The organism is Dehalogenimonas sp. THU2, from assembly GCF_039749495.1.
GTDB lineage: Bacteria > Chloroflexota > Dehalococcoidia > Dehalococcoidales > Dehalococcoidaceae > Dehalogenimonas.
In genome coordinates this window covers 1-24,916 of sequence record NZ_JBDLLU010000019.1, presented here as the reverse complement: position 1 = coordinate 24,916, position 24,916 = coordinate 1, and the positions used below count along the sequence as shown (strand labels likewise).

The window sequence follows — 24,916 nt, the reverse complement described above, 5'->3', positions numbered from 1 at the left end:
GTCTTGCATCACGCTGACAAGATATTTTTCGTCGTATCTAAGCATCGGTATTGCCTTTTGGATTTTAGGCGTCCACATGCCAAATTCAAACAAATCCACCACCCCAGGGGCAAATCTCTTCACAATCTCTTTCGGATTGCTTGCTGGACAAGGGGTTATGGGTTCGACCGAGCAATAGGTCGATACTCCATGCTTGTGCAGCTCTTCAATCGCAAGGATTTTGTCACAGGTTCGTGAGGTGTCGAGTTCCAGTTGCTTGCGGTAGTTTTCATCTAGCGTGGTTATCGTCAAGCCAACCCTGCATTTATCATACCCGCTAAACACATCCATATCTCTCAACACCAGTACGCTCTTCGTCAGTATCGTGAAGGGCAGGTCATTCGCTCTAAGCAATTCAACGACCTGACGGGTCAATCGGTGCTCCAGTTCTTTTGGCTGATAGCAGTCAGTTACCGAGCAGACCATTATGTCTTTAATGTCCTGCTTCGCCAGTGGGTCGCTATTCAATTTTTGTATATCACGCTTCAGGCTATCAACAATCGACAATCTCGGTTCAGCCAATGCCCATTTAGTGGCCTTCATTTTCCTTGCTATCCGTCCATAGCAATAGAGACACCCATGCTCACAACCGTTGTAACAGTTAATGCAATACCCAAATTTGGTACCACTCGGCCTGATAGCTTTTAAACTCTCGTTCATTTCCTATCCTTCATCGATTTATTTTTAGCGTTATTCAATGGGTTGAGCCCTATTCGGTAATGATTGGGCATCATTTTCAAGACGCTACCACTATACCACAGGTGTTCTTATTTTGTCAAGCATCAATTCTGGCTTCGCGTTTATTTATTTATACGTAATATGGCTTAATTTGAAACATTAGTAATAATTTTTTAAAGCCACAAAAGCATTTATTTTAGGGGATTATGGCTTTATGACAAGATTTAACATTTTAAAATGGCTTTTGCTTAAATTGGCTTCAGCAATTTTGGGCTTTAGCTGGAATATTTTTTGCGTCCCGCGAATTTTGAAAATTGTGTTGTCGAATAAGGGGGACACATCCAGGGTTCGTACAAAACAAAGCCCCCTTTTTTTATGACATCGGAGGGGGCATAGTAGAGAACTAATTTTTGATAATATTAATTTTATAAATAACAACAACAGAGCTAATTACGACCACTAAAGCCCCGCATATTATTGAACGTGAGGCGTTGACACTTGGCGTAGCTCGGCGTTAGCCTGTAGATATCCTAACTATAGGAAAAATGAAAGGAGGAAGACAACGGAATTAGATTTGGAGCGGGCGACGAGGCTCGAACTCGCGACAACCTGCTTGGAAGGCAGGCACTCTACCACTGAGTTACACCCGCGAAAAAACAAAGCTATTTTAACCCCAATAACCACGATTGTAAAGTCATGATGTCTGCTTGGAATAATCAGCTCTCGTAGAAATACGACGATTGCTGCTAGTTTTTGAAATCGAGCACCGCTAACTCCGGCGCCTTTAAGTGCAATAACCTTCTACCCATGCTAAAATATCGCTCGCGTCTTCGAAACCGAAGACGCGCCTACACGGAGGGTTGTCCGAGCGGCTTAAGGTGACGGTCTTGAAAACCGTTGTTCTTGCAAGAGAACCGTGGGTTCGAATCCCACACCCTCCGCCACTATTCCACTATCTACATGGTTTGACTGGTACCCGGTTTAACTCACGGTGAGGCCGGTGGGTGGCGCAATGGCACGTTCAATCGTCACATTCTGAAGATTTGGTACACCCAGCGGGCTGAGTTCATAACCATGCACATATGGTTTGATCAGCATATAACTTCGGCCGAAGTAATACGGCCAGACGGCGGCATCATCGATCAACATCTGCTCCGCTTCCCGGTAAAGCTCCTGGCTGGCTTCTATATCGGTTAAACCGGCGGCTTCATCCATCAAACGGTCAACCTCCGGATTGGTATACTCACCCCAGTTGTTATCAGCGCCGGTCCGGAACAGTATTTCCAGAAAATTCTGTTGATGCGGATAGTCCGCGATCCAGCCCTGGTAATAGATCTGATCTTTTTCCTGTTTCAGATTATAAAGGAACTGCTCCGGTTCCAGTTGCCTGACTGTGACCTCAACCCCAAGATTCACCTGCCACTGATAAATCACCGCCTCCAGTTCCGCCGAAATAAGACCGCCATAACCGAGGGTGGTCAGAGTGATCTCCGGCAGGTTTTCGACACTGCCGTATTTAGATTGGGCGATTAGCGCCAATGCGCCGGCTGCATCGAAACCTAAACCGTCGATATCGTCGTTATAACCTGGAATACCCGGCGGCACGATCCCCTCGGCGGCTTCCGGGGCGTTATCAAGGACCAGCCTCAATAATTCGTCCCGATCCAATGCCAGGGCAAAAGCCTGGCGAATTAACGGATCGTCGAATGGGGCCGCCGCCGAATTGAAACCGAAAAAGTAAAAACTGAGTTGGGACATTATCTGGGCTTCACTGGCAAAGGGGCCCTTCGTATCCAATACCCGATCGAGATACGCCAAGTCCACCGCGGCAACGTCTATCTGTCCGGTCTCGTAAAGGTCCATCGGGCGCCCCGCAAGGAACCGGAACACCACGCTATCCAGGTTCGGCGCGCCGTCGTAATAATCGGCGTTTTTCCCGAGTTTGATGAATGCATCGGTCGCCCATTCGGTAAGTTTGAATGGACCGGTACCGTTCGGCGCCCGCCACCATTCTCCTCCCTCAACGACGTTATGCTCATCGACGACACTCGCGGTGGCGTAGGTTAATTTGGATAGAAAGTATGAGCGAGGTTTATCGATGGTTACTTCCAGAGTGTAGTCGTCGATCGTCCGGACACCGGACAATGTTGCGGCCTCACCGGCGAGCATTGCTTCGGCGCCTTGTATATCGCCAAGATAGGTCCGGGCGGTGGTGCTGCCGGTAGACGGCAATAATGCGCGTTCCCAGGAATATTTGATGTCGTCTGCCGTCACCGGACGCCCATCGTGAAATTTGACATCATGGCGCAATTTGAAAGTATAAACCGTGCCATCATCGCTGATGGTCCAGCTCTCGGCAATATCCGGAAGAACGCCATCGTGAGAAATCTTCACCAGCCCACTGAAGATCTGGGCGATAAAAGTTAAAGCCCCCGCGTCTCCCACCCGCGCCGGATCCAGGTTGAAGGGCTCGTTGGCCGCAAGCGTTAGATTGCCGCCCGCCGTAACCTGAGGCGCTAGCGCGTTACCGTTAGTGACCGAACACCCCGTCAAAACCGTGGTCAATATGAATAAAGTGGAGAGCGCGAAAATTATCGGTCTTCTCATTTAATTCCTCTCCACCTTCTTCACGGCGATAGGGAAGAACAACCATACCGCCGTAACCACTGAGGCCCCGGCTACCAGGACGATGAGCACAGCCAGCCAGGGCGTCCAGATGACCCCGCCCTGGAATCGGTCCGGTGTCGCGTTGTACGCGTAATCCTGCCACTCTTCGTCCAGACCGTCCATATCAAAGCCATAAACCACCATAAGGGCGCTATCGGCGGTGGCCCCTCCGGCAAAAGTGTCCAATAAGCGGAGTAATTTGTCCTGACCGTATTTATCGATCAGATACTTGACGGCATGATAGCTCTCAGCATAAGAAAGATAGGAAATATTGGCATAGGCGGAAAATGGACTGGATAAGCTGCGGACCGATATCAAAGCTTGTTGGTCCAGTGCCTGGTTGTAAAAAACCTGGTATATGGCGTCCAGCGGTCCCTCGGCATACATGGATAAACCTTCATTGAGCCAGATGGGGATGGTGTTATAAGGATTAGCGGTCATCTGGTGGGTCACCAGATGCGCTAACTCATGGACGATTGCCCGCTTGCCCCAAGTCACGTTGTAAGTCTCGATACCAATAGCTATCGTATTAAAATTGGTAAAAGCGACACCGCCGGTCCACTCCTGTGGGAAGACCATTGATCCCTGGAGTGCCTGCGCTCCGTCATAGATATATAGGGCAACAGGCTCGGAGAGATGAGCTCCGGCATCGTTCTCCAACTTGACCAAAGCATCTTGAGCGGTACTCATCAAATCCCGGGCAAAAGAATCGGGACCGGAATACCAGTACAGTGTAACCATCCCTTGTTTTATACTCTGCCACTGATATCTGGCGTCGTTAAGATCCAGGGTTGTTACCTGGCTGACAGACTCCCCGCCTTCGGCATCCCTTACTGTCCACCAATAATCCACCCTGGTTCCCGGCGGCAAGCCGCCTGTCCGACGCAAATCCAGCGAATAACTCAGGGTAATCTCTTTGGCGGGCATCACGCGCACCAGGACTTCATTCTCCACCGTGGCAAATCCCTGTTTCTCAACCAGGTAATGCAATCTGGCATCGACGATATTTGCTTCGCTCGACGCTGTAAGGCTGAAACTGATATTGGTCGGAAACTGCGTTGAATGAACCACGCGGGATATCGCGATGCCTTCTGCCGCGGCCAGGGACCCCGGCGCGGCAACCCCGAGCATCATGGCAAAGACAATCGCAAGGTAGCTCAAGCGCTTAATCATTGCCGAACTGCCCTTTAAGGTAAGCTTTGATAAACGGATCCAACTCACCCTCCTCCAAGACCGCCTGGGGATTGCCGGTCTCAACATCCGTTCGATGGTCCTTGATCATCTTGTACGGGTGCAAAACATAACTGCGGATCTGGCTGCCCCACTCCGCCGATATACGTTCACCCTTGATCTTCGCCCGCTCAGCTTCCTGTTCAGCTATTTTCAGTTTGAGCAGCCGCGCCTTAAGCAGTCCCATGGCGATTTCCCTGTTCTGGAATTGAGACCGCTCGGTCTGAGCGGTGACCACCGTACCGGTAGGCACGTGGGTGATGCGGACAGCACTCGAGACCTTCTGCACGTTCTGGCCTCCGGCGCCGCTGGCCCGGAAAGCCTCCAGTTTGATATCGTCGGGATTGATCTCCAGGTCGGTGTCCGCCTCAGCCTCCGGCATGACCTCCACAAGGGCGAAAGACGTATGGCGGGCATGATCGGAATCGAACGGCGACAGCCTTATCAGCCGGTGGACACCGTGTTCACCCCGAAGATTGCCATAGGCGTAGCGGCCGCGGAACATCACCGTCACGCTTTTTATCCCAGCCTCATCGCCGGCGGAAGTCTCCAATACCTCAGTCTCATAATCGCGCTTCTCCGCCCATTTGAGATACATATTGAGCAGCATCTCCGCCCAGTCCTGGCTTTCGACGCCGCCGGCCCCGGCATGGATAGCCAGTATTGCGTTGCGTTCGTCGTAATCCCCGCAGTAAGACAGCTCAAATTCCAGATTATCCAGTTCAATGGCGATCGCGCTGAAGTCTGTTTCGACCTCGGTAGCGAGTTCCGGATCGTCCTGAGACAGTTCATCCAGTTCAGCCAGGTCGTTTAACCTTTTTTCGAGTCCGCGCCATTGCGCGACGGCCTTTTTAAGTTCGGTCAGGCGGCGCATTACCATTTGCGCCCGCTGGCTGTCGTTCCAGAATTCCGGTCCGGCCGCCAGGTGTTCCGTCTCGATTATTTCTTTTTCCTTATCTGGAACGTCAAAGACGCACCATGTCATGTTCGATACGCTCGGAGAGGTTTTTAATTTTGTTCGATAATGCCATCAACCACGCTCCAGTTAATATAACGTTCTAATTCCATCTGGGTTAGCTCCCCCGGTTATGTTTCCCGGTTGCCAGGTGCGCCAAGCGCACCGGTTCCGGTAGTCGGTAACGGCTACATAATTTAAGCACCCACGCCGTCGCGGATTCAAGATCGATCCTGTGCCCCACCGAAACGTACACCGGTTTGCAGCCTTCTTTAGTCCTTACTACCCGGCCGATCACTTCGTTCTTATCGATTAGTTCCACAAAGCTGCCCCTGGCTTCGGGAACCTCCGTATGCTCTCCGCATAGCCGGGACTTGGCGCAGCCGATCGATAGGACCCCTGTAACAAGCCCCAGGTGAGATGCGATACCCAGGCGTCGCGGTGTGCAATCCCCTGCCCATCGACGAAGAAAAGATCCGGTATCGTTTTCAGTTTCTCCAGGGCTGGGAGGATCAGGGGCAATTCACGAAACGACAGCAGCCCCGGGATATAAGGCATCGTCACATCGTCTTCGTGAACGGTTTCCTCCACAATTTCCATCGAAGGATATCGCATCACTACTATCGCCGCCCGCCCCGTATTCCCCTGCCTCCCTGCCGAGACATCGACCCCGGCAATCAGTTTTCCTTCACCGGAGTATCTGTTGCAGATACTTTCGAAGCCAGTTCGGTCTGTAATTAAATCGCTGCTCCCGGTTCTAATCCAAAATCATGCAGCCGGTTTATTTTCTTCTTTATGTCATTATACCGGCCGAAGGGATGCCTTGCCAAACCGTATACCAGCGGAGCCATCTTAAATGGACTACATTCGGACTACATATAGTTGACACTATAGCTGGCATATTGGATAATAGCCTAAAAAGATAAGCGAGTAATCCGAAACCAAGATGCTGAAAATCAAACTGCGAAGAATGGGCGCTCCTAAAAAACCGAGTTACAGAATTGTCGTTGCCGATTCCCATACCTCCCGCAACGGCGCTTTCATAGAGATCATCGGACACTACGATCCCATGACCGATCCTGAAACCGTCAAAGTGGAAGTTGAGAAAGCCAAAGAATGGATGGTCAAAGGTGCTCAACCCACCGACACCGCGGCCAGGATCCTGAAAAAAGCCGGAGCCCTTTAATAGCCCAAGGGTAAAAAGGAGCCACCATGAAAGAGCTAGTTGAGTACATCGCCAAATCACTGGCAGACAAGCCCGAAGCGGTAGTGGTGGAAGAAGAACAGGAAGAAGAAGGGTTGAAAGTAACCCTGAAAGTTGATGACGTGGACAAAGGCCGCATCATCGGCAAACAGGGCCGCATCGCCCAGGCTATGCGCACCCTCATCCGGGTGAAAGCCGCTAAAGCCGGCACCAAGGCCAGACTGGAAATCCTCTAGTTTACCAACCGGTTCTAACTTAATAATCAAACAGGGTGTATCTGCTACACCCTGTTTTTTTACGTCCGGAATCCCAGGACTTGGATCTTGATCGGTAGAATTGGATGGTCTCCATCTATGGTAACCTGCGTGTTTTCGATATTTCAGCTAAACAAAAAAGCTGCCAAGTTTTCACTTGGCAGCTTTTAGCTTTTCGCTTTATCCCACCTGAGGCGGGCGGGATGATTTTCGGCGGTGTTTCATTTTCTCGGCGATAGCCAGCCGGGCCATTGCCCGATGCAGTGCCGCTTCGGTTTCCGCCGCGTCGACACCGGGCTGGTATTTTTCCGCCATCCTCTGTTCGGCTTTCTTGCGAGCTTCCTCGGCCCGGGCTAGATCGATCTCCTCTGCCCGTTCACAGGTATCGGCCAGCACGATCACCCGGTCCGGCCGAACTTCCATGAAGCCTCCGGCGACACATAGCAGGAACTCCTCCGAGCCCTTGCGGGCGCGTAGTTCACCGGTTTTGAGTGCCGTCATCAGCGGTGTGTGGTGCGGCAGTATGCCCAGTTCGCCCTCGATGCCCGGCGCCACCACGATGTCCACATCGTCGGAAAACACCTGCCGTTCCGGCGTCACTATTTCAAGTTTTATCGTTGCCACAAGTGCACTCCGTTGTTACTCGACCATTATTCCGGCATTCCGGTCCAGGTTAAGCCGCCATCTTGGCTGCGGCCTCGACCGCTTCTTCGATAGTGCCTACCATATAGAAAGCCTGCTCCGGCAGAGCGTCATGCTTGCCGTCCAGGATTTCCTTGAAGCCGCGCACCGTATCGGCCACGCTCACGTACTTACCCGCACGCCCGGTGAAGATCTCGCCGACAAAGAACGGCTGGGTCAGGAAGCGCTGAATCTTACGGGCGCGGGCTACTATGGCCTTATCCTCTTCGGAAAGCTCTTCCATACCCAGGATGGCGATAACGTCCTGCAGGTCCTTGTACCGTTGCAGCACCCGCTGAACATCACGGGCTACTTTGTAATGCTCGTCGCCTACAACTGCGGGGTCCAGGATCCGGGAATTGGAGGCCAGCGGATCCACCGCCGGGAATAGCGCCTGGGCAGCCAACGAGCGCTCCAGGGTGATAATGGCGTCAAGATGGCCGAAGGTAGCTACCACGCCGGGATCGGTATAGTCATCGGCCGGTACATAAACGGCCTGGAAGGATGTGATGGAGCCATTCTTGGTGGTGGTAATGCGCTCCTGCAAAGCGCCCATCTCAGTGGCTAGGGTCGGCTGGTAGCCCACTGCCGAGGGCATGCGGCCCAAAAGAGCGGAGACTTCCACGCCGGCCAGGGTGTAGCGGTAGATGTTATCGATGAACAAGAGCACGTCGCGATGTTCCACATCGCGGAAGTACTCGGCCATGGTCAAACCGGTAAGGGCGATCCTGAGACGCACCGCAGGCAGTTCGTTCATCTGACCGAACACCAGCGCCGTCTTCTCGATAACGCCGGATTCTTTCATTTCATGCCACAGGTCGTTACCTTCCCGGGAACGCTCGCCGACGCCGGCGAAGACGGAGAAGCCGCCGTGCTCGGTGGCGATGTTGCGGATGAGTTCCTGGATGATAACCGTTTTACCTACGCCGGCGCCGCCCAGAAGGCCGGCTTTACCACCCCTGGCGAACGGGGTGATCAGATCGATTACCTTGATGCCGGTCTCCAGCATCTGTGGGGTGGTTTCCTGTTCTTCGAAGGCTGGGGCGTTGCGATGGATCGGCCAGCGCTCTTCAGCTTTGACCTCGCCTTCAAGGTCCAGCGGCTCGCCCAAGACGTTGAAGATGCGTCCGAGAGAGGCCTGGCCGACCGGCACGCTGATGGGCGCGCCGGTGTCGGTGGCTTCGGCGCCGCGTGCCAGGCCGTCAGTGGGCATGAAGGAAAGACAACGTACCCAGTTGTTGCCAACGTGCGCCTGCACTTCCAGCACGATACGTTCGCCCTTGTTGTCAATTTCCAGGGCGTTGAACAGCCCGGGCAGTTCCGACGGCGGAAACGCGACGTCAACCACCGAACCAATAATCTGTACTACCTTGCCTTTGGCCATCAATTCCTCCTGTTGAGTTAAGCCAGCGCCGCCACACCGCCGACGATGTCGAGCAACTCCGCGGTGATAGCTTCTTGCCGGGCCTTGTTATATTCCAGTGTCAGTTCGCCGATAAGCTCGTTGGCGTTCTGGGTGGCGCTTCTCATGGCCACCATTCGCGCCGATTGCTCGGAGGCGATGGATTCCAGAATCAAATGATAGATCTTCATCTCCACGTAGCTGGGCAGCAATGCGCCCAGCACGGTGCCTGGATCGGGCTCGTAGAGGTATTCGACGTTCTGCTGCGGCGCGATCTGTGCCGGTTCCACCGGCAGCAGCTTGGTCAGAACCGGTTTCTGCACCATGGTGGAGACGAACTGGCTGTAAGCCACATAGACCTCATCCACCGCCCCGGACTTGAAGTCGTCGATGATGATGCGGGAGATGGGCAGGGTGTCCATCAGGGAAGGTTTATCGCCCAGGCCTACGAACTCGGCGACAATGTTCCGTTGCGCCCGGCGCATGAAATCCAGACCTTTTTTACCTATCACAATCATGTTTAAAGGCGTGTCTCTGTGTTCCATGTTGAAGCTGAGAGTGGCTCGGTTAATGTTGCCCACCAGGCCGCCGGAAAGACCGCGGTCCGGGGTGATATGCACCACGGCGATGCGTTTGACCGGCCGCTGTGCCAGCAAGGGGTGCGCGCTTTCGCCGCCGGACAACGCCGAAAGAGAGGCGATGACCTGGGTGATTTTCTCGCTGTACGGCCGGCCAGCCAGACCACGCTCCTGCGCCTTACGCATTTTGGAAGCGGCGATCATTTCCATGGCGCGAGTGATCTTGGCGATATTCTTGACGCCACGAATGCGCATGCGTATGGCCCGTAAGTTAGCCATCCATTATTCCGTTCCCGAGTTTCGATAGTTTGGTCATAGTCTGGTTATTGTCTCGTTTGCTTGAGTATTCGAAAATTAGGCGACGAAACTCTTCTTAAATTCGGTCAGGGCGTTCTTGAGCGCCGCTTCGGTGTCTGAAGTGAATTCCTTCTTTGCGGCGATAGTCTTAGCGATATCCGGGAAATTGGCCGCAAGGAACTGGTACATATCGGTTTCAAACCTGGCGGCGCTGGACACCGGCACGTCATCGAGAAAACCGTTCAGCAGCGCATAAAAGATGATGACTTGGTTTTCCATTGCCACCGGCTGATACTGCAACTGCTTCAAGACCTCGGTGATACGCTGGCCGCGGTCGATCTGGGCGCGGGTGGCCTTGTCGAGTTCGGAAGTACCGAACTGGGCAAAGGCGGCCAGGGCCTGGTACTGGCTCATCTCCAGCTTGAGACGGCCGGCCACCTTTTTGATGGCCTTGGTCTGGGCTGCCGAACCGACGCGGGATACCGAGATACCCACGTTCAGGGCCGGCCGGATGCCGGCGTTGAACAGGTCGGGCTCCAGGTAGATCTGGCCGTCGGTGATGGAGATGACGTTGGTCGGAATATAGGCGCTGACGTCCTGGGCCTGGGTCTCGATGATCGGCAGCGCGGTAAGCGACCCGCCGCCGTGGGATTTATGCAGTTTAGCGGCGCGCTCCAGCAGCCGGCTATGCAGGTAGAACACGTCGCCGGGATAGGCTTCGCGTCCCGGAGGCCGTTTGAGTAGCAGCGATAATTGGCGGTATGCCCAGGCGTGCTTGGTCAGATCGTCATAAACGATCAGGGCTTCCTTGCCGTTGTCCATGAACTCTTCGCCCATGGCGCAACCGGCGAATGGCGCCAGGTACTGGAAAGCAGCCGGATCGGAGGCCGAAGCGGCGACAACGATGGTGTGTTCCATGGCGCCGTATTTTTCCAGCGTAGCTACCGTCTGGGCGATCTTGGAGGTTTTCTGACCGATGGCGACGTAGATGCAGATGAGGTCTCCGCCCCTCTGGTTGATAATGGTGTCGATGGCCACCGCGGTCTTGCCGGTGGAACGGTCGCCGATGATAAGCTCGCGTTGGCCGCGACCGACGGGGATCATGGCGTCAATGGCCTTGATGCCGGTCTGCACCGGGGTGTCGACGCCCTGGCGGGTGACGACGTTGGGGGCAACGCGTTCGACGGCGCGTTTAGCGCTGGTTTTCAGCGGCCCTTTGCCATCGATCGGCTGACCCAGGGGATTAACGACGCGCCCGATCATCTCCGGACCTACCGGCACTTCGACGATGCGGTTGGTGCGGCGCACCTCGTCGCCTTCCTTAATAAGAGTATCTTCGCCGAGCAGAATCGCGGCCACAGAGTCCTCTTCAAGATTCATGGCGATGCCCATGACGCCGCCCGGGAATTCAAGGAGCTCGTTATACTCGGCAGAAGCCAGGCCGTGAATACGGGCAATACCGTCGCCGACCTCGATAACAGTTCCGACGTCGGTCACTGCCAGTTCGGCGCCGAAGCTCTCGATCTGTTCTTTAATGACCGCGACTATGTCCAGCCCTTTTTGCGACATTCCTAACATCTCCTTCCGGGAGCCAACCAGGACTTTACAACCTGGCCTGGTAAATTTCTCGTTTCAAATCCTGAAGACGGCGCGACAGGCTGCCGTCGATAACTTTGTCGCCGACCCTGGCGACAATTCCGCCAAGCAGCGCGGGTTCCACTTTCGTGGTGATCTCGATCTGCTTGTTGAATACTTTTCCCAGTTGTTGCCGGATTTCAGCCGTTTCCACATCGGATAGATCCACCGCGGAAACCACTTCGGCGTGCGCGATGCCGCGTAGGTCATCCAACCGCCGTTTGAAATCCACCGCTATATCGGGCACCATTCCCAGGCCGCCTCTTTCAACCAGCAGGTAGAGCAGGTTCATGGCCATGGGATTGACGCCTTGAAGCTTGGTGTCGATTATTTCCCGCTTCCTGGTCAGCGATATCCTGGGATTCTCCAGGAAAAAGAGCACGTCTTTATCCTTTGCCATGCTGGCCAGGGTTTCCAGATTGGCCAGCATGGTATCGTAGTTTTCATGCTCCGCGGCTATGTCAAAGACCGCTTGACCGTACCGTAAAGCCAGGGCGTAGGCGCTTTTTGCCAACTTCTTCCCCTAATTCTTTCTTAAACCGGCGCTCTCTTCGAGCACCTGGCCGATCAGATCGCGATGCGCGGTTTTATCGAGCGTTTTACCGATAACCTTGCCCGCAGCCAGAATAGTGAGATCGGCGAATTCTTTACGCAGTTCATCGATGATCTCGTCGCGTTCGCGCCGGATGTCAGCCCGGGCACGCTCAACAAGAGCTTCGGCTTCTACTTTTGCTTCCGCCTGGGTCCGCTGCCTTATCTCGTCGGCTGTCCGTGAAGCGCGTTCGATAACCGCCTGCCCCTGCTTGGAGGCATCGGCGATCTGCTTCTTGAACTCCACCTCGGCCGCTTCGGCCTGTTTCTTCATCACTTCGGCCTGCTCCAGGCTCTCCTTGATGCGGGCCGTTCGTCCGTCCATCATCTTGAGGACGGGTTTATAGGCCACCAGGTAAAGCAACACCAGCAGTATACCGAAGTTGACCAGTTGGGCGATGAAGCTGGATAGACTAATTCCTAATTGTTCCACCAGTAGTACCTCCTTCCGGGATTACCTAGGCGACGAAGATTAGAAGGATGGCAACCACCAGGGCGTAGATGGCTACAGCCTCAGCCAGAGCGACCGCGAAGAGCAGGTTGGTGAAGATGGGGCCCCTGGCCTCCGGATTGCGGCTGACCGCGTTGACCGCGCCCATGCCCAGGATACCGATACCGATGCCAGGTCCGATGGCGCCGATGCCCATGGCCAGACCGGCCGCTAATAGTCTCGCTGCTTCTGCTTCCATGTCTTTACTCCTTTTTCCTTTATAAGCTTATTTAAATGGGTAACAGGTTAATGATGTTCCGATGCTTCGCCGGTGTGCGGCGTGACGGCGATGTGGGCGAATACCAGCGTCAGTCCAGCGAAGATAAGCGCCTGGATGAAGCCGACCAGCAGCTCCAGCCCGTAGAACGGCAGTGCCAGCAGGAAGGGCATTAGGAACAGCATCGAAACAAGCAGTATCTCACCGCCCGTCATGTTGCCGAAAAGACGGAAGGTGAAGGAGATAATCCGGATAAACTCGGCCATGAGTTCGATCAAACCGATAAATATGGCGATTAGTCCGTTGAACACCCCCATGACGCCTTCCTTGCGGAAGTGCCTGATGCTGTGGATGAACGGCCCGAAGTTGAAAAACTTGCCGAGGTAATGGAAGACACCGACGCTCTTGAGACCCCAGTATTCCACCATCACGAAGGATATGACCGCCAGCGCCAGCGGGAAATTGACGTCGGTGTTGGCGCCCCGGAGCAGGTGTGTCTGGTGTCCGGCTTCACCGATGAGGATGGAATTGTAGCCGGGAATCAGATTCATCAAGGCATTGGTAATAACGAAAAGGAAGATGGTAGCCACCAGCGGGAAGAATTTGCGGCCGTTTTTCTCACCGGCAATATCGGTGCAGAAATCATAAAGGTAACCGATAACGCTTTCCGCCGCTGCTTGAAAACGGCCGGGAACCAGTTTCATCCGGCGCGTCGCCGCCCAGAACAAACCCGTCAGCAGAGCGATGGAAATCCAAGCGGTAAACATGGTGTTGGTTACAGCAAGCCCGCCGATATGAAAGATGGCGGACGGCGGCAGGTGCGGTTCAGGTTGATGGACCACCAGCCATTCAGGAAACTCGATGCCGAACAAAGCCTGGCCGATACCGCCGGCGAGGAAACTAACAATTGTGAGGGCTAAAATACCGAGCAGCACGGCAATAAAAACCGGCTTGGACATCCCCATTACTTTTTTGTTTTCAGGCACTGATGGTTTCCTTACTGGTTTCAGCGTTAACTCTTAGGTCCTATTATCATCCGATAGGCTCCGTAAAAGGCGGTGAACAATCCCAGGAACAGCCCGATAATCAACAGCAAGGGGCCGGTATCCAACTTCGCATCGAGCCAACGCCCTAGGAGAACACCCCCCAGGATGGAAAGGCTTATATACCAGCCGATACCGACGAACTTCAGGGCTATCAGCCATCGGTTCATCTTGCTTTAAAAACCCGCCAAAGCATAGCAGAACTCCTGGTACGGGTCAAGTCCTAATCCCCATAGTTAGTACCCCCGAGAAATGTCTAATCCCCTCCCTTAAAAGTCATTGCGAGGCTTGTCCTGAGCCTGCCGAAGGGCTACGCCGAAGTAATCCAATGCCGCCAGATACAGAATGAAGCGCGGCTGAATCGGTATCCCCCCCTTTGTCCTTCTACGCGAAAGCGGAGAATCCACGGAGGGGGGCGACCCCCGGAACCGGTGCCCGCAATCCATCGGAACATGCCCCATTTTTTGCGCCAACCCCCCCGCTGGGCTAGAATAACTCCGAAGTTGCCGTTAAAGGAGTATGTTTTGATCCAGGCAGTGTTTTTTGATCTCTACCAGACGCTGGTCGGCTACGACCCCCCCCGTGAAGAATGGGAATCCCGGATGCTTGACCAGTTTGGCATCAAGGCTCCCCCCCAGGCGTTCACCCGTGCTTTTATCGTCGCCGACGAGTACTTCTATACCGAGAACGCCAAAAAACCGATGAGCAAACGTCCGGCGGAAGAGGTCACCAAAGTCTATTTCCACCACCAATCCATCGTTCTCAAGGAAGGCGGTATCACGCCGGCCCCCGACCTCGTCCGGTCGATGTTGGAGCGCTGGCGCGACACCAAGCTCAAGCATGTCCTCTTCGATGATGTGCTGCCCGCCCTCGTCGAACTCAAACGCCTCAACATGGCGCTCGGTCTGGTTTCCAACGTGGATAAGGACATCACTCCCCTGCTGGATGAACTGGGGCTCAGTCCTTTCATCACCACCGTGGTCACATCACAGGAAACCGGCTTCACCAAGCCGCACCCGGAGATCTTTCAGGAAGCGCTGCGGCGGGCGGAACTGCCGGCGGAAAATGTCCTTTTCGTCGGCGACCAATACCAGATAGACGTCCTGGGCTCGACGGGCGCGGGCATGAAAGGCGTGTTGCTGGACCGGGGCGGATTCAGCGACGCCCCCCCGGAATGCCCCCGGGTCCGCAACCTGTTCCAATTGACCGGAATGCTGGAATAAACAGGGGGTTCGCCATGGAAATGATCATCGACGGCATCCGAGAAGGCGAGACCATTCCCGGGCGCTACACGTGCAACGGCGCCGGACTATCGCCGGAGATCACCTGGCAGGGCGCCCCGGCTGGCGCGAAAAGCCTGGCCCTCATCATGGATGACCCAGACGCCCCCCGCGGCACCTTCACCCACTGGCTGGTCTGGGGCATCCCCACCACCACCGCCCGCCTCCCCGCCAACCTGGCCCGCAAGTCCGAGCTGCCCAACGGCATCCGCCAGGGTGTCAATTCCGGCGGTTCTTACGGCTACTACCCCTCCTGCCCCCCACCCGGCCCGGCGCACCGCTACATCTACCGCCTGATGGCGTTGGACACGGAACCGGACCTCGCCCCCGGAGCCAGCCGTGAGCGCTTCGACCAGGCGCTGCAGGGCCACATCGTCGCCGAAGCATCGGTCACCGGCCTCTACAGCCGCTAGGCGCGGGTCGCCCCCGCCACCGGCCCCACCAACACCGGCACCGGAGACAGCCTCAACACCTTATCGGCCACACTGCCGAAAGCCCATTTGGTTATACCACTGCGCCCGTGCGTGGCCATGGCGATCAAGTCGATAGCGTTGGCACCGGTGTATTCGATGATCGTATCGGCGGGACGGCCGAAAACGGTCACCACACTCACTTTAAGACCCTGGCCGTCCAGATCTCTGGCGATCTTGGCGAGGTAGTTCTCCATCTCTTCCCGGTTCACCGTGTCCAATTTCTCTGCCAGGTCTCCCCCCAGCGTCTCCCGGACCGCCGGTTCCAGCGGCTCATGCACCCTTAAAAGCACGATCTCCGCTTTCGATGGCTTGGCTACCGACACTGCCTGCGGCAGTATTGTTTCCGACAATTCAGATCCGTCGAGGGGAACCAGAATCTTTTTGTACAATTCATGACCTCTCTTTTTTCAATTCTATTCCACGGTGACGCTTTTGGCCAAATTCCTCGGCTGGTCGATGGGACAGCCCAGTTCCCGTGCGGTGAAATACGCCAGCAACTGGAGCGCTACGATGTTGACCACCGGTTGCAGCAGGGCATCGATCCCGGGTACTTCAATTAACCGATCGAGAATTTCCTCCAGCCCGGATTCATCTTAGGGCGGAGCGGTAACCATGACCGGGCCCCCAGCGCCTTGATCTCCCGGATCGAAGTTATCATAGCTCTGCGGCTCTCATCATTGCCGATGAAAGCGATCACCATGGTGTTTTCGTTCAGCAGCGCCATCGGCAAGTGTTTCAGTTCGTCAGCGTCTAAAATACTCTCGCTCCGGCCGCCACCCTGCCGGAAACGACCGCCCCCGGCCCGATCAAGGCATATGAGCCGATAACTGTTCCGGGATTGATGCAGGCGTTGACGCCGGTGGACACGCCGTCGCCCATTATGACGCCCAGTTTGTGCCGGCCGCTATCCCGCCCCAGGATTTGAACGTTCCGGCGGTCGAAACGGAGATTGGCCACCTGTGTCCCGGCGCCCAGATTGCAGTTTTCCCCGATGACACTGTCGCCGACATAGCTCAAGTGCGGCACCTTGGTACCAGCCATGATGATCGAGTTCTTGATCTCCACCCCGGCGCCGATATGGCAGTGATCGCCTATCGATGTGAACGGACGGATATAACAGTTGGGCCCGATATCGCAGTGTTTGCCGATGACCGCCGGACCGGTGATGTACGAGCCGGAGCGGACGGTCGATCCCTCTCCGATGGCAATGGCGCCTTTGATGACCACTCCCGGTTCGACAACGCCGTCGATCTGCGATGTAGTTTTAGCCGATAATTCCTCGTTGGCCGCCAGCAGTTCCCACGGGTACCCTATATCGCGCCAGCTTGTCAGGAAGCGGTGAAGTACCGGCACGCCGCCGTCGATTAGTAGCTGAATGGTATCGGTGATCTCGAACTCCCCCCTCGGCGAACGCGTCGTGCGCTCCAGGGCGGCAAATATGTCGGTTGTAAAATAATAGGCCCCGGCGTTGGCCAGGCACGTCGGCGGGTTGGCTGATTTCTCGTGGAGCCGGACCACCCGTTCCCCTTCGAGTTCGACGACCCCCATCCCCTCCACACTCGCCGGTTGGGTCAGGCTGAGAGTGGTCGCCTGCGAGGCGCCTAAGAGGGAAATATCGCCCGCCCGCAACATGATGTCGCCGTTCAGAAGCATGAAAGGCCCGTCCAGGAGCGGTACTGCCTGCTTTAGTGCGTCCGCGGTGCCCTGCGCCCGCCGCTGCGACACGTAACGGATCCGGACGCCCAACGCCCCGCCGTCGCCAAAATACTCCCTGACCTTTTCGCCATAGTACCCGGTAATGATGATAAGATCGGAGTAACCGGCCTCCCGGCACCCTTCCACCAGGTGCTCCAGCATAGGCTTGCCAACCACCGGTAGCATCACCTTGGGCCGCGTCTCAGTCAACGGCCGCATCCGCGAACCTTCCCCCGCCGCCATGATCACGATCTGGGTGGATCTCGAACCCTTTTTAATGGAACTCATGATAACGTCATTCTAGGCTCGCCCCTATCCCATGTCAACGGTATAATACGTTCCCGTTTTGAATTTGGATATTGGAATTTGGATATTGTTTAGAATTTAGATATTAGATATTCGTCCTGGCTGCTGATTTACTGGCACTCCAATTTCGGGTATATTTGACCTCATGAAAACCAACAAACCCCGCACCGTCCTCCATCTCGCCGACGCCTCCTCACCCCAAACGCTGGCGCTCCTGAATGAACTCGCTGAAAGTGGCTGGAAGGTGCACCTACTCAGCCACCAGTCACCGGCAGCCGGTGTCGCCCTTAACGCCGGAATAAAGGTCCACCGGCTGGTAGTGAGCCCCGCCTACCCCCTGACCTACCTGGCCTTCATCAACGCCGCCCCCATGATCCTGTCGATCAAGCCGGACATCATCCACGCCCACTACGTCACCCAGTTCGGTATCATGGCCGCCGTCCACCGCCGCTTCCTCCGCTTCAAACCCATGGTCCTGACCGCCTGCGGCCGGGACGTGCTCACCGATACCCAAAGCGGCATGACCCGTTGGTCGGCGGAACACGCCATCAAGATGTTCGAAGCAGTCACCGCCGCCAGCGACGAAGTAATCGCCGCCCTCCGTGACCTCGAAGCCCCCATGCACCGTGTCGAACGCATCGACTGGTCCGCCGGCACCCCGGAATCCATAAAAACCGCAGCCAACCAACTGGACACCTTATACTCCAAACTGATCGGTATCCTCCCCCTTTCACAAAAGCCTGTCCTGAGCGACGTCGAAGGAGGGGACCAAGGGGGATTTTCCCCAGGCTCTTAGGAGTCCATAAAAGCCACCGCCGGCCAACTGGACCCCATGTAGTCCAACTCTGACCGGCGGCAATTGATTTCTTTGATCTGCGAAAAAGGACTGACCGTAGTCTCCCCCTTTGGCGAAAGCCTGTCCTGAGCTTCGTCGAAGGAGGGGACTAAGGGGGATTTTCCCTCGATTTCACTTAGGCATCTCTGCTCAATACAGCAGACTCAAACTAAACCCGGTTAGGACTAAGCGCCTTAAGATCGTCCTGATACCTCTTCCGTGAATCATGCACTGCCTTGATGGCCGAGGCGCGGTCTTCCCAGCCCTCCACACCCGTCTTCTTCTTCTCCAGTTCCTTGTAGATGATGAAGAAATGCTCGATCTCCTTGAGCAGGTGCGGCGGCACGTCGGACAGTTCCTTGATGAAGTTCCAGTGGGGATCGCCCATCGGCACACATAGTATCTTCTCGTCCGGACCTTTTTCATCATGCATCCGGAACAACCCTACCGGCTTGGCCTCGATAAGACAACCCGGGAAGGTCGGCTCGGACACCAGCACCAGCGCATCCAGCGGATCGGTATCCTCGGCCAGGGTATCGAGGATGAAACCGTAGTCGGACGGGTAATGCACCGCGGAGAACAGCATGCGGTCGAACTTGATGATCTTGCGCTCTTTGTCGTACTCGTACTTGTTGCGGCTTCCCTTGGGTATCTCGATAAGGATGGTCAGAATCATATCTTCCAGCTCAGGCTTGCGTTTCCGCTTCACCTTGGGGCAACTGGCTTCGTCCTCGCCACAGCCGGTGATGATCCTGATTTCACTTGAATTCTTGTTAAGCAGTTTTTCCGGTGACATTATTTCTCCTTCTTTTCTATAATACATTTTACCAGAAGAAGCCCCGTGTTTGAAATGGGAGGATGAGCCATAGGTCGTCCAACAATCCACGCCGTCATTTGGGCACTCCGCCGCGTGCCTTTGGCTCCCGGTGACCTTACCCCACCGTTAGTATCATCCCAAAGTAGAATTCAGAACTTGTCTGGACCCCCACCCCCCCAAAAACTAAAAGCTGATAGCTGACAGCCGGAAATATATATTTTCCAAACCCGCCAAAGTCCTATTGACAAACCCTCCATACCGGCCTTGTTCTATACGTGCCCCCGAATAAAGATAGAACAGGAGTATCTTGTTGAGTCAAGACAATGAAGTAAACGTGCCCAGACTCCGTGGCGGTCAGCCCGGAAATCAGAACGCTACCACACATGGTTTTTACGCGCGCCATTTCACCGAACAGCAGTGTACGGATTTCGCGCAGGCCGCCGGGGTCAGGGATCTGGCCGCGGAGATCGGCGCTCTCCGGGTCAGGTTAGCTGCCGTGGATTGCGATGATCCCGCTGGCGCCCGCTTGTTCGTCCGTGCCTGCGGCACCATCGGCCGGTTGCTGGCTATTCAGGACAAGCTGGGGCAGGAGGACCGGCGCGGGATCAGGGATGCTGTCCTCGATGTGCTGCGGGCGGAAAAGGATGCCTCGATCGGGGTATTGGAGAACGGCGTCGATGGTTGAGCTGCGGCCTTATCAGAAGGAGATTTTCTCTTCGGTCGTGCGCAGCGTTACTTCCGGCGCCGGGTTGACCTTCACCGTGGAGATCGCCCGCCAGGGCGGCAAGAATGAGCTTTCCGCGGCGCTGGAGATCTACCTGGCGGCCGCTTACGGGCTTGGTTCTGAGGTGAACATCGTCAAGTGCGCCCCCACCTTCACGCCCCAGGCGCGGATATCGCTTCGGCGTCTCATCGACCGTCTGAATGAGCGCGGTTTCCGCGGACATTATACCTTTGAGGGCGGTCACACCGTCAGGGTGTTCGGCGCGCGGGTCGTTTTCCTTTCGGCGGATCCGGAGGCCAATGTCGTCGGCAATACCGCTCACCTCCTGCTGGAAGCCGATGAGGCTCAGGATATCGACGCCGATAAGTTCGACCGGGATTTCCGTCCGATGGCCGCGGTCGGCAACGCCACCACCGTGCTTTACGGTACGCCCTGGGACGGCGGCAGCCTGCTCGAGGAGACCAAGCGGCGCAATCTGGAGCTTGAGCGCGTGGATGGCGTCAAACGTCATTTCCGGTTCGACTGGCGGGAGGTTGCCCGATACAACCCCGCCTACGGTAATTTTGTCGAAGGCGAACGCGTTCGCCTGGGCGACGATCACCCGGTTTTCCGCACCCAGTACGCCCTGGACTCCCTGCCCGACGGCAGCGGTTTCCTCAACCGGGCGCAGCTCGCCCAGATGGCCGGCGCTCACCGGCGGCTGGGCATCCCGGAAAAGGGCAAGGTCTATGTCGCCGGCCTGGACCTCGCCGGGGACAATCCCGGTTCGGGCTCTGATTCGACCGTGTTGACCGTCGCCGAGATCGACCTGGCCACCTCGTTCATCGGCATCGCCGAGCCCTGTATCCGGGTCGTGCGGCAGTATGCCTGGACCGGTGAGCCGGTCACCACCTTCATGCCCAAAGTGGTAGATCTGGCGCGGCATTGGGATCTCAAGCGCCTGGTGGTGGACGCCACCGGCATGGGCCAGCCGCTGGCCTCGACGCTGATCCAGCAACTGGGCTCGCGCGTCAAACCGTTCATCTTCACCGCCGCTTCCAAGAGCCAACTGGCCTTCGAGTTCCTGGCCGCGGTCAACACCGGACGGGTGAAACTGCATACCCGCGACGCCTCCCCGGAATCGGCGGAATGCTGGCGCCAGCTCGAAGGCGCCCGGGCCCAGTACCGCCCCAACCGCACCATCAACTTCCACGTGGGCTCCGCCAAATCCCACGACGACTACCTGACGTCCCTCGTCCTGACCTACGAGGCCGCCAGCCTCTACCAACCCCGCGTCGCCCGAGGCTACAAACGATGAAATATTCCCTACGCCCCCCTACCCCCCCCGTGTCATCCTACGCACAAGCGGAGGATCCAGGGGAGGCGTGGCATCGTCTTGAATTTGAAATCTCGATAAAAAAATCTTCGTTTCTGCACTTTGGAAAACGACTCAAAATATTTTTCACCAATACCTCTACGTATCGCTAATCTTTCAACGTCCCCCATTGGTAGTATTCGTCCCGCCCCGTTTAGTGATTGGAATTTTTTTAATTTGGACATTGTTTCGGATTTCGACATTCGGATTTCGAATTTAATTATCATTACGCTATATTTAAACTAACCAACACTTCAAGGAGGAATCAATGCCAAAAGCATTCTGGAAAGGCGCCATCAGTTTCGGCCTGGTCGTCATCCCCGTATCGATGTCGGTGGCCATCCGGGAGCGGCCTCTGCGCTTCAATTACCTCCATAAAAAGGACCTGGTCAAACCCAGCCAGGTGCTGCATTGCCCTGAGGACGATGAGTACTTCAGCGTCAAGGACACCGTCCGCGGCTATGAGTACGCCAAGGGGCAGTATATCGTCATCACCGACAAGGATTTCGAGGCCGTGCCGATAAAAACCACCCGCAGTATCGACTTGCAGGCCTTCGTCGGCGAGGATGAGATCGATCCGATATTTTTTTTCGACTCCCATTACCTCGAACCCCAACCCCTCGGCGAGAAACCGTTCCGATTGCTCAGAGAGGCGATGCTCTCAACCGGCAAGGTCGCCGTGGCCAAGGTGACTTTCGCCCGCAAGGAGCACCTGGCCTGCCTCCGGCCCTACGGCAACGGCCTGATCCTCCACTCGATGCGCTACCCGGGGGAGATCGTGCCCGCGCCGGAGACACCGGAACCGAAATCGGAGTCCTCCAAGGCTGAACTCGACATGGCCCAATCCCTGATCAAGAGCATGGCGCAGCCGTTCGACCCCAAGCAGTACAAGGACGAGTATCGCCTGGCCCTCGAAAAGATCATCGACGCCAAGCTCAAGGGCAAGAAGATCGAGCCTCCCAAGGCCCCTCCGGAGAAAGAGACCGCCGACCTCATGGCCGCGCTCGAAGCCAGTTTGGCGAAAAGCAAAGAAAAGGCGACGGCGGGAAAAGGTAAATAGCCTTGGATAAGACAGCGCTCGCCAAAATACCGGGCGTTCAAAAGGCCCCGATACCGGAACGCCTGGCGCCCATGCTGGCGACGCTCACCGGGAAGCCTTTCACCGATCCTGACTGGTACTTCGAGCCCAAGCTCGACGGCTACCGCATCATCGCCTTCATCCAAGATGGCCGGGCGATGCTGCAATCGCGTAATCTCCACGACTACACCGATCACTTCCCCCGCGTCGCCGCGGAGATGGCCGCCCAGGACGTGCACGAAGCGGTCGTCGACGGTGAACTCGTCGCCCTCGACGAAAACAACCGGCCGTGCTTCCAGTGCCTGCAACAGCACGTCAAGCAGCGCCTTAGCGAGGACAGCGAAAGGTACGCACTGCACTACTACGTTTTCGACCTGCTCTACCTCGACGGCTGGGACCTGACCGGGGCGCCGCAGTCCGCCCGTGCCGAACTCCTCGACAAGGTACTTAAGCCGGGCAGCGCGGTCAAAGCGGTGCGGCGGCTGGACGGCGACGGCGCCACTATCTTCGCCGCCGCCATCGATACCGGCATGGAGGGCGTCATCGCCAAACGCCGTGACGCCGCCTACCTGCCGGGCAAACGCTCCAACGACTGGCTTAAAATCAAGGGTACCCTGTCCGATGAGTTCATCATCGCCGGCTATACGGCCGGCCATGGCGCCCGCGCCGGCGCCTTCGGCTCGCTCGTCCTGGCGCAGCATGAAGACGGCGGCAAACTACGCCACGCCGGCAACGTCGGCACCGGTTTCAATGACAAATCGCTAACCGAGATGAAGCATAAAATGGAAAAACTGAAGACCACAAAATCGCCGTTCACCGAAAAGATCCCCTTAGAATCCACCATCACCTGGCTGAAACCAGAACTGGTCGCCGAGGTCAAATTCGCCGAGCGTACCCGTGAAGGCAATCTGCGGGTGCCGGTGTTTCTAAGGTTGCGCGACGATAAAAATGCTACCGAGGTGGTGGCGCATGAGAATCCGGTTAGTCGGACGGGCTAGTACTCGATCCCGCGTCTCGCCGGTATTCCCCGGTCATAAGGATGCTTCACCTTAACCATCTCGGTCACCAGGTCGGCAACATCGATAACTTCCTGGGGCGCCAGGCGGCCGGTGAGGATGAGTTCGACATTCTCCGGCTTGTCCTTGATGAGCTGCACCACGTCGGCGGTTTCGATCCAGCCCCATCCGGCGACAATATTGATCTCATCCATGACGATAACGTCATAGTCCCCGGAAAGCATGGCCTGTCTGGCTGCGGAGAGGGCCTGGCCGGCTTTCTCTTTGATCTCCGGCGGGGGGTTCTCCGGGTGGCGTACCAGTCCCGGCCCGAAAGCCGCCCACTTGACGCCGGGCAGGCAGTGCAGGACTTCCTGTTCGCCAGAGTCAAAGCTCCGGTTCATGAAATAGACGATATAGACGCGATAGCCGCGGCCAGAAGCCCGGACCGCCGTACCCAACCCTGCTGAGGTCTTGCCCCTCCCGCCGCCGGTGAACACCTCGACCAACCCGCGCTTCAGGGGCTCATAAGTCAGCGCCGCGGAGGGACAGTATTCGACTGATGGGTTTTCCCGTGTCTCTTTCATATCAGGTGCAGCATTGGTTGACGTTAGGGTTCTTGACCACCAGCACAGAGGTCAGCCGGTAGTCGGTATTGGCAACTTCCCCAAGGGTGGTCCGGTAAACGGTCTCGTCTTCCATGGTCATATATTCGCAGATCAGCGCCGGGGTATCGGCGGGCAAGCCGTGTTCCAGGAGGTAGGTGGCGGACTGTCGGGGAACCTGGGTCTCGTTGGTCAGCATCAGTAGGTTGCGGCCGATGTTGAAGCTGTTGACCAGGAATTCCAGTTTTCGCTGCTTGATCTCTTCCCGGCCGTCGTGGAAGGACACCAGGACGGATTCATCGAGGCATATCTGGGCCTTGGCCGCGGCAAACTGGGCGGCGCCGGCGGATGGAACGATCCTGACATCAAAATCCTTAAAGACCTCCAGAACCTGCGCCAGGCTGGAAGAAACGCACGGGTCCCCGACCCGTAGCACCGCGACAGTTTCACCCGTTTTGAGCGCTCTTTCAGCGGCATCCTTCTCTTTCTGGAGATAATCTTTGGTCACCTGGAAAAAGATGACCTTATCGGCTACCAGATCTTTGACCGGCTTCAGGGACCAGTCCCAGGCCAAAATGATGTCTGATTCCTTAATCGCGTCCTCGGCGGCATGGGTCAGCCACTTCGGCGATCCGCCGGGTCCTATCCCGACGAAGTAGAATCCCCGTACGTGGTGTAAATTCCTGGAGTTGAAAAAGCAGGCCATTGTGTGGTTTCTTGAAAGCAAATAACAACAAAGACTTTCAGGAGGTAACCACGACAATGGCCAAAGACAGGATGACACTTTTGGAAT

28 protein-coding genes, 2 tRNA genes and 1 pseudogene are annotated in these 24,916 nt (G+C 56.1%); 10 read left to right on the top strand and 21 right to left on the bottom strand.

Annotation, left to right across the window (positions count from 1 at the left end; genetic code table 11):
- Window positions 1-699 (bottom strand): radical SAM protein (locus tag ABFB09_RS08930; RefSeq protein WP_347001153.1); only part of this gene is annotated, 699 nt, incomplete at its 3' end.
- A 593-nt stretch (window positions 700-1,292) separates the two neighbouring features.
- Window positions 1,293-1,367 (bottom strand) — tRNA-Gly (locus tag ABFB09_RS08925).
- Window positions 1,368-1,571: 204 nt separating this feature from the next.
- Here ABFB09_RS08925 and ABFB09_RS08920 point away from each other — a divergent pair.
- A tRNA-Ser gene (locus ABFB09_RS08920) sits at window positions 1,572-1,661 on the top strand.
- Between the two features lie 37 nt (window positions 1,662-1,698).
- On the opposite strand, the gene ABFB09_RS08915 is transcribed toward ABFB09_RS08920, so the two are convergent.
- The 4 genes and pseudogenes from ABFB09_RS08915 to nfi form a co-directional block, all read right to left on the bottom strand.
- Complete coding sequence (locus tag ABFB09_RS08915; protein WP_347001152.1) at window positions 1,699-3,324, bottom strand: peptide ABC transporter substrate-binding protein; 1,626 nt, start codon at window positions 3,322-3,324, stop codon at window positions 1,699-1,701.
- Entirely contained in the window at window positions 3,325-4,557 is a 1,233-nt protein-coding gene (locus tag ABFB09_RS08910) for a peptidase MA family metallohydrolase (RefSeq protein ID WP_347001151.1), read from the bottom strand.
- A protein-coding gene (gene prfB, locus ABFB09_RS08905; protein ID WP_347001150.1) for a peptide chain release factor 2 occupies window positions 4,550-5,645 on the bottom strand; the annotation gives its coding sequence in 2 pieces (ribosomal slippage) (window positions 4,550-5,581 and window positions 5,583-5,645; 1,095 coding nt in all). Before prfB ends, ABFB09_RS08910 begins: the two co-directional genes overlap by 8 nt.
- Before the next feature lie 42 nt (window positions 5,646-5,687).
- Window positions 5,688-6,294: pseudogene (nfi, locus tag ABFB09_RS08900) on the bottom strand (deoxyribonuclease V).
- A 221-nt stretch (window positions 6,295-6,515) separates the two neighbouring features.
- On the opposite strand from nfi, the gene rpsP reads away from it, so the two are divergent.
- Both rpsP and ABFB09_RS08890 read left to right on the top strand, forming a co-directional pair.
- Complete coding sequence (gene rpsP / locus ABFB09_RS08895) at window positions 6,516-6,755, top strand: 30S ribosomal protein S16 (RefSeq protein ID WP_347001149.1); 240 nt, start codon at window positions 6,516-6,518, stop codon at window positions 6,753-6,755.
- A gap of 26 nt (window positions 6,756-6,781) precedes the next feature.
- Window positions 6,782-7,009, top strand: a complete 228-nt coding sequence (locus ABFB09_RS08890; protein WP_347001148.1) for a KH domain-containing protein — start codon at window positions 6,782-6,784, stop codon at window positions 7,007-7,009.
- A 198-nt stretch (window positions 7,010-7,207) separates the two neighbouring features.
- Here ABFB09_RS08890 and ABFB09_RS08885 read toward each other — a convergent pair whose 3' ends face one another.
- From ABFB09_RS08885 to ABFB09_RS08845, 9 genes are all read right to left on the bottom strand, one after another.
- Entirely contained in the window at window positions 7,208-7,651 is a 444-nt protein-coding gene (locus ABFB09_RS08885) for a F0F1 ATP synthase subunit epsilon (RefSeq protein WP_347001147.1), read from the bottom strand.
- 49 nt (window positions 7,652-7,700) lie between these two features.
- Window positions 7,701-9,092 (bottom strand): F0F1 ATP synthase subunit beta, encoded by a 1,392-nt coding sequence (gene atpD / locus ABFB09_RS08880; protein ID WP_347001146.1) that lies wholly within the window; start codon window positions 9,090-9,092, stop codon window positions 7,701-7,703.
- Window positions 9,093-9,109: 17 nt separating this feature from the next.
- The gene (gene atpG, locus ABFB09_RS08875; RefSeq protein ID WP_347001145.1) at window positions 9,110-9,967 is read right to left on the bottom strand and encodes an ATP synthase F1 subunit gamma; all 858 of its coding nucleotides are present in this window, start codon (window positions 9,965-9,967) and stop codon (window positions 9,110-9,112) included.
- 75 nt (window positions 9,968-10,042) lie between these two features.
- A complete protein-coding gene (atpA, locus tag ABFB09_RS08870) occupies window positions 10,043-11,554 on the bottom strand; it encodes a F0F1 ATP synthase subunit alpha (protein WP_347001144.1) in 1,512 nt (503 codons plus the stop codon).
- 34 nt (window positions 11,555-11,588) lie between these two features.
- Window positions 11,589-12,134 (bottom strand): ATP synthase F1 subunit delta, encoded by a 546-nt coding sequence (gene atpH / locus ABFB09_RS08865; RefSeq protein ID WP_347001143.1) that lies wholly within the window; start codon window positions 12,132-12,134, stop codon window positions 11,589-11,591.
- 9 nt (window positions 12,135-12,143) lie between these two features.
- Window positions 12,144-12,644 carry a F0F1 ATP synthase subunit B gene (atpF, locus tag ABFB09_RS08860; protein WP_347001142.1) on the bottom strand — a complete coding sequence of 167 codons (501 nt, stop codon included), beginning with the start codon at window positions 12,642-12,644 and terminating at the stop codon, window positions 12,144-12,146.
- 25 nt (window positions 12,645-12,669) lie between these two features.
- Complete coding sequence (gene atpE, locus ABFB09_RS08855) at window positions 12,670-12,900, bottom strand: ATP synthase F0 subunit C (RefSeq protein ID WP_347001141.1); 231 nt, start codon at window positions 12,898-12,900, stop codon at window positions 12,670-12,672.
- Window positions 12,901-12,947: 47 nt separating this feature from the next.
- Window positions 12,948-13,904: a F0F1 ATP synthase subunit A gene (locus tag ABFB09_RS08850; protein WP_347001140.1), complete on the bottom strand. Its 957-nt coding sequence runs from the start codon at window positions 13,902-13,904 to the stop codon at window positions 12,948-12,950.
- 26 nt (window positions 13,905-13,930) lie between these two features.
- Window positions 13,931-14,131, bottom strand: coding sequence for an AtpZ/AtpI family protein (locus tag ABFB09_RS08845; protein ID WP_347001139.1), 201 nt, complete (start codon window positions 14,129-14,131; stop codon window positions 13,931-13,933).
- 354 nt (window positions 14,132-14,485) lie between these two features.
- On the opposite strand from ABFB09_RS08845, the gene ABFB09_RS08840 reads away from it, so the two are divergent.
- Window positions 14,486-15,184, top strand: coding sequence for an HAD family hydrolase (locus ABFB09_RS08840; protein WP_347001138.1), 699 nt, complete (start codon window positions 14,486-14,488; stop codon window positions 15,182-15,184).
- A gap of 14 nt (window positions 15,185-15,198) precedes the next feature.
- Window positions 15,199-15,654 carry a YbhB/YbcL family Raf kinase inhibitor-like protein gene (locus ABFB09_RS08835; RefSeq protein WP_347001137.1) on the top strand — a complete coding sequence of 152 codons (456 nt, stop codon included), beginning with the start codon at window positions 15,199-15,201 and terminating at the stop codon, window positions 15,652-15,654.
- On the opposite strand, the gene ABFB09_RS08830 is transcribed toward ABFB09_RS08835, so the two are convergent.
- The 3 genes from ABFB09_RS08830 to glmU form a co-directional block, all read right to left on the bottom strand.
- On the bottom strand, window positions 15,651-16,103 hold the full coding sequence (locus ABFB09_RS08830) for a universal stress protein (protein WP_347001136.1): 453 nt from the start codon (window positions 16,101-16,103) through the stop codon (window positions 15,651-15,653). The genes ABFB09_RS08835 and ABFB09_RS08830 overlap by 4 nt on opposite strands.
- 167 nt (window positions 16,104-16,270) lie before the next feature.
- The gene (locus tag ABFB09_RS08825) at window positions 16,271-16,438 is read right to left on the bottom strand and encodes a hypothetical protein (RefSeq protein ID WP_347001135.1); all 168 of its coding nucleotides are present in this window, start codon (window positions 16,436-16,438) and stop codon (window positions 16,271-16,273) included.
- Window positions 16,439-16,464: 26 nt separating this feature from the next.
- Window positions 16,465-17,697 (bottom strand): bifunctional sugar-1-phosphate nucleotidylyltransferase/acetyltransferase, encoded by a 1,233-nt coding sequence (gene glmU / locus ABFB09_RS08820; RefSeq protein WP_347001134.1) that lies wholly within the window; start codon window positions 17,695-17,697, stop codon window positions 16,465-16,467.
- A gap of 163 nt (window positions 17,698-17,860) precedes the next feature.
- Between glmU and ABFB09_RS08815 the strand changes: the two genes are divergently transcribed.
- A complete protein-coding gene (locus ABFB09_RS08815) occupies window positions 17,861-18,511 on the top strand; it encodes a glycosyltransferase (protein ID WP_347001133.1) in 651 nt (216 codons plus the stop codon).
- Between the two features lie 208 nt (window positions 18,512-18,719).
- Here the strand turns inward: ABFB09_RS08815 and ABFB09_RS08810 are convergent, their stop codons facing one another.
- Entirely contained in the window at window positions 18,720-19,346 is a 627-nt protein-coding gene (locus ABFB09_RS08810; RefSeq protein ID WP_347001132.1) for an inorganic diphosphatase, read from the bottom strand.
- Between the two features lie 331 nt (window positions 19,347-19,677).
- On the opposite strand from ABFB09_RS08810, the gene ABFB09_RS08805 reads away from it, so the two are divergent.
- The 4 genes from ABFB09_RS08805 (at window position 19,678) to ligD (ending at window position 23,521) form a co-directional block, all read left to right on the top strand.
- The gene (locus ABFB09_RS08805) at window positions 19,678-20,052 is read left to right on the top strand and encodes a hypothetical protein (RefSeq protein ID WP_347001131.1); all 375 of its coding nucleotides are present in this window, start codon (window positions 19,678-19,680) and stop codon (window positions 20,050-20,052) included.
- Window positions 20,045-21,388 carry a hypothetical protein gene (locus ABFB09_RS08800; RefSeq protein WP_347001130.1) on the top strand — a complete coding sequence of 448 codons (1,344 nt, stop codon included), beginning with the start codon at window positions 20,045-20,047 and terminating at the stop codon, window positions 21,386-21,388. Before ABFB09_RS08805 ends, ABFB09_RS08800 begins: the two co-directional genes overlap by 8 nt.
- Before the next feature lie 325 nt (window positions 21,389-21,713).
- On the top strand, window positions 21,714-22,505 hold the full coding sequence (locus ABFB09_RS08795; protein ID WP_347001129.1) for a Ku protein: 792 nt from the start codon (window positions 21,714-21,716) through the stop codon (window positions 22,503-22,505).
- Window positions 22,506-22,507: 2 nt separating this feature from the next.
- On the top strand, window positions 22,508-23,521 hold the full coding sequence (gene ligD / locus ABFB09_RS08790) for a non-homologous end-joining DNA ligase (protein WP_347001128.1): 1,014 nt from the start codon (window positions 22,508-22,510) through the stop codon (window positions 23,519-23,521).
- Here the strand turns inward: ligD and ABFB09_RS08785 are convergent.
- Together ABFB09_RS08785 and cbiE are read right to left on the bottom strand one after the other, a co-directional pair.
- Entirely contained in the window at window positions 23,518-24,105 is a 588-nt protein-coding gene (locus tag ABFB09_RS08785; RefSeq protein ID WP_347001127.1) for a cob(I)yrinic acid a,c-diamide adenosyltransferase, read from the bottom strand. The two genes, ligD and ABFB09_RS08785, sit on opposite strands and share 4 nt — an antisense overlap.
- Window position 24,106: 1 nt before the next feature.
- A complete protein-coding gene (gene cbiE, locus ABFB09_RS08780; RefSeq protein WP_347001126.1) occupies window positions 24,107-24,829 on the bottom strand; it encodes a precorrin-6y C5,15-methyltransferase (decarboxylating) subunit CbiE in 723 nt (240 codons plus the stop codon).
- Between the last annotated feature and the right edge of the window lie 87 nt (window positions 24,830-24,916).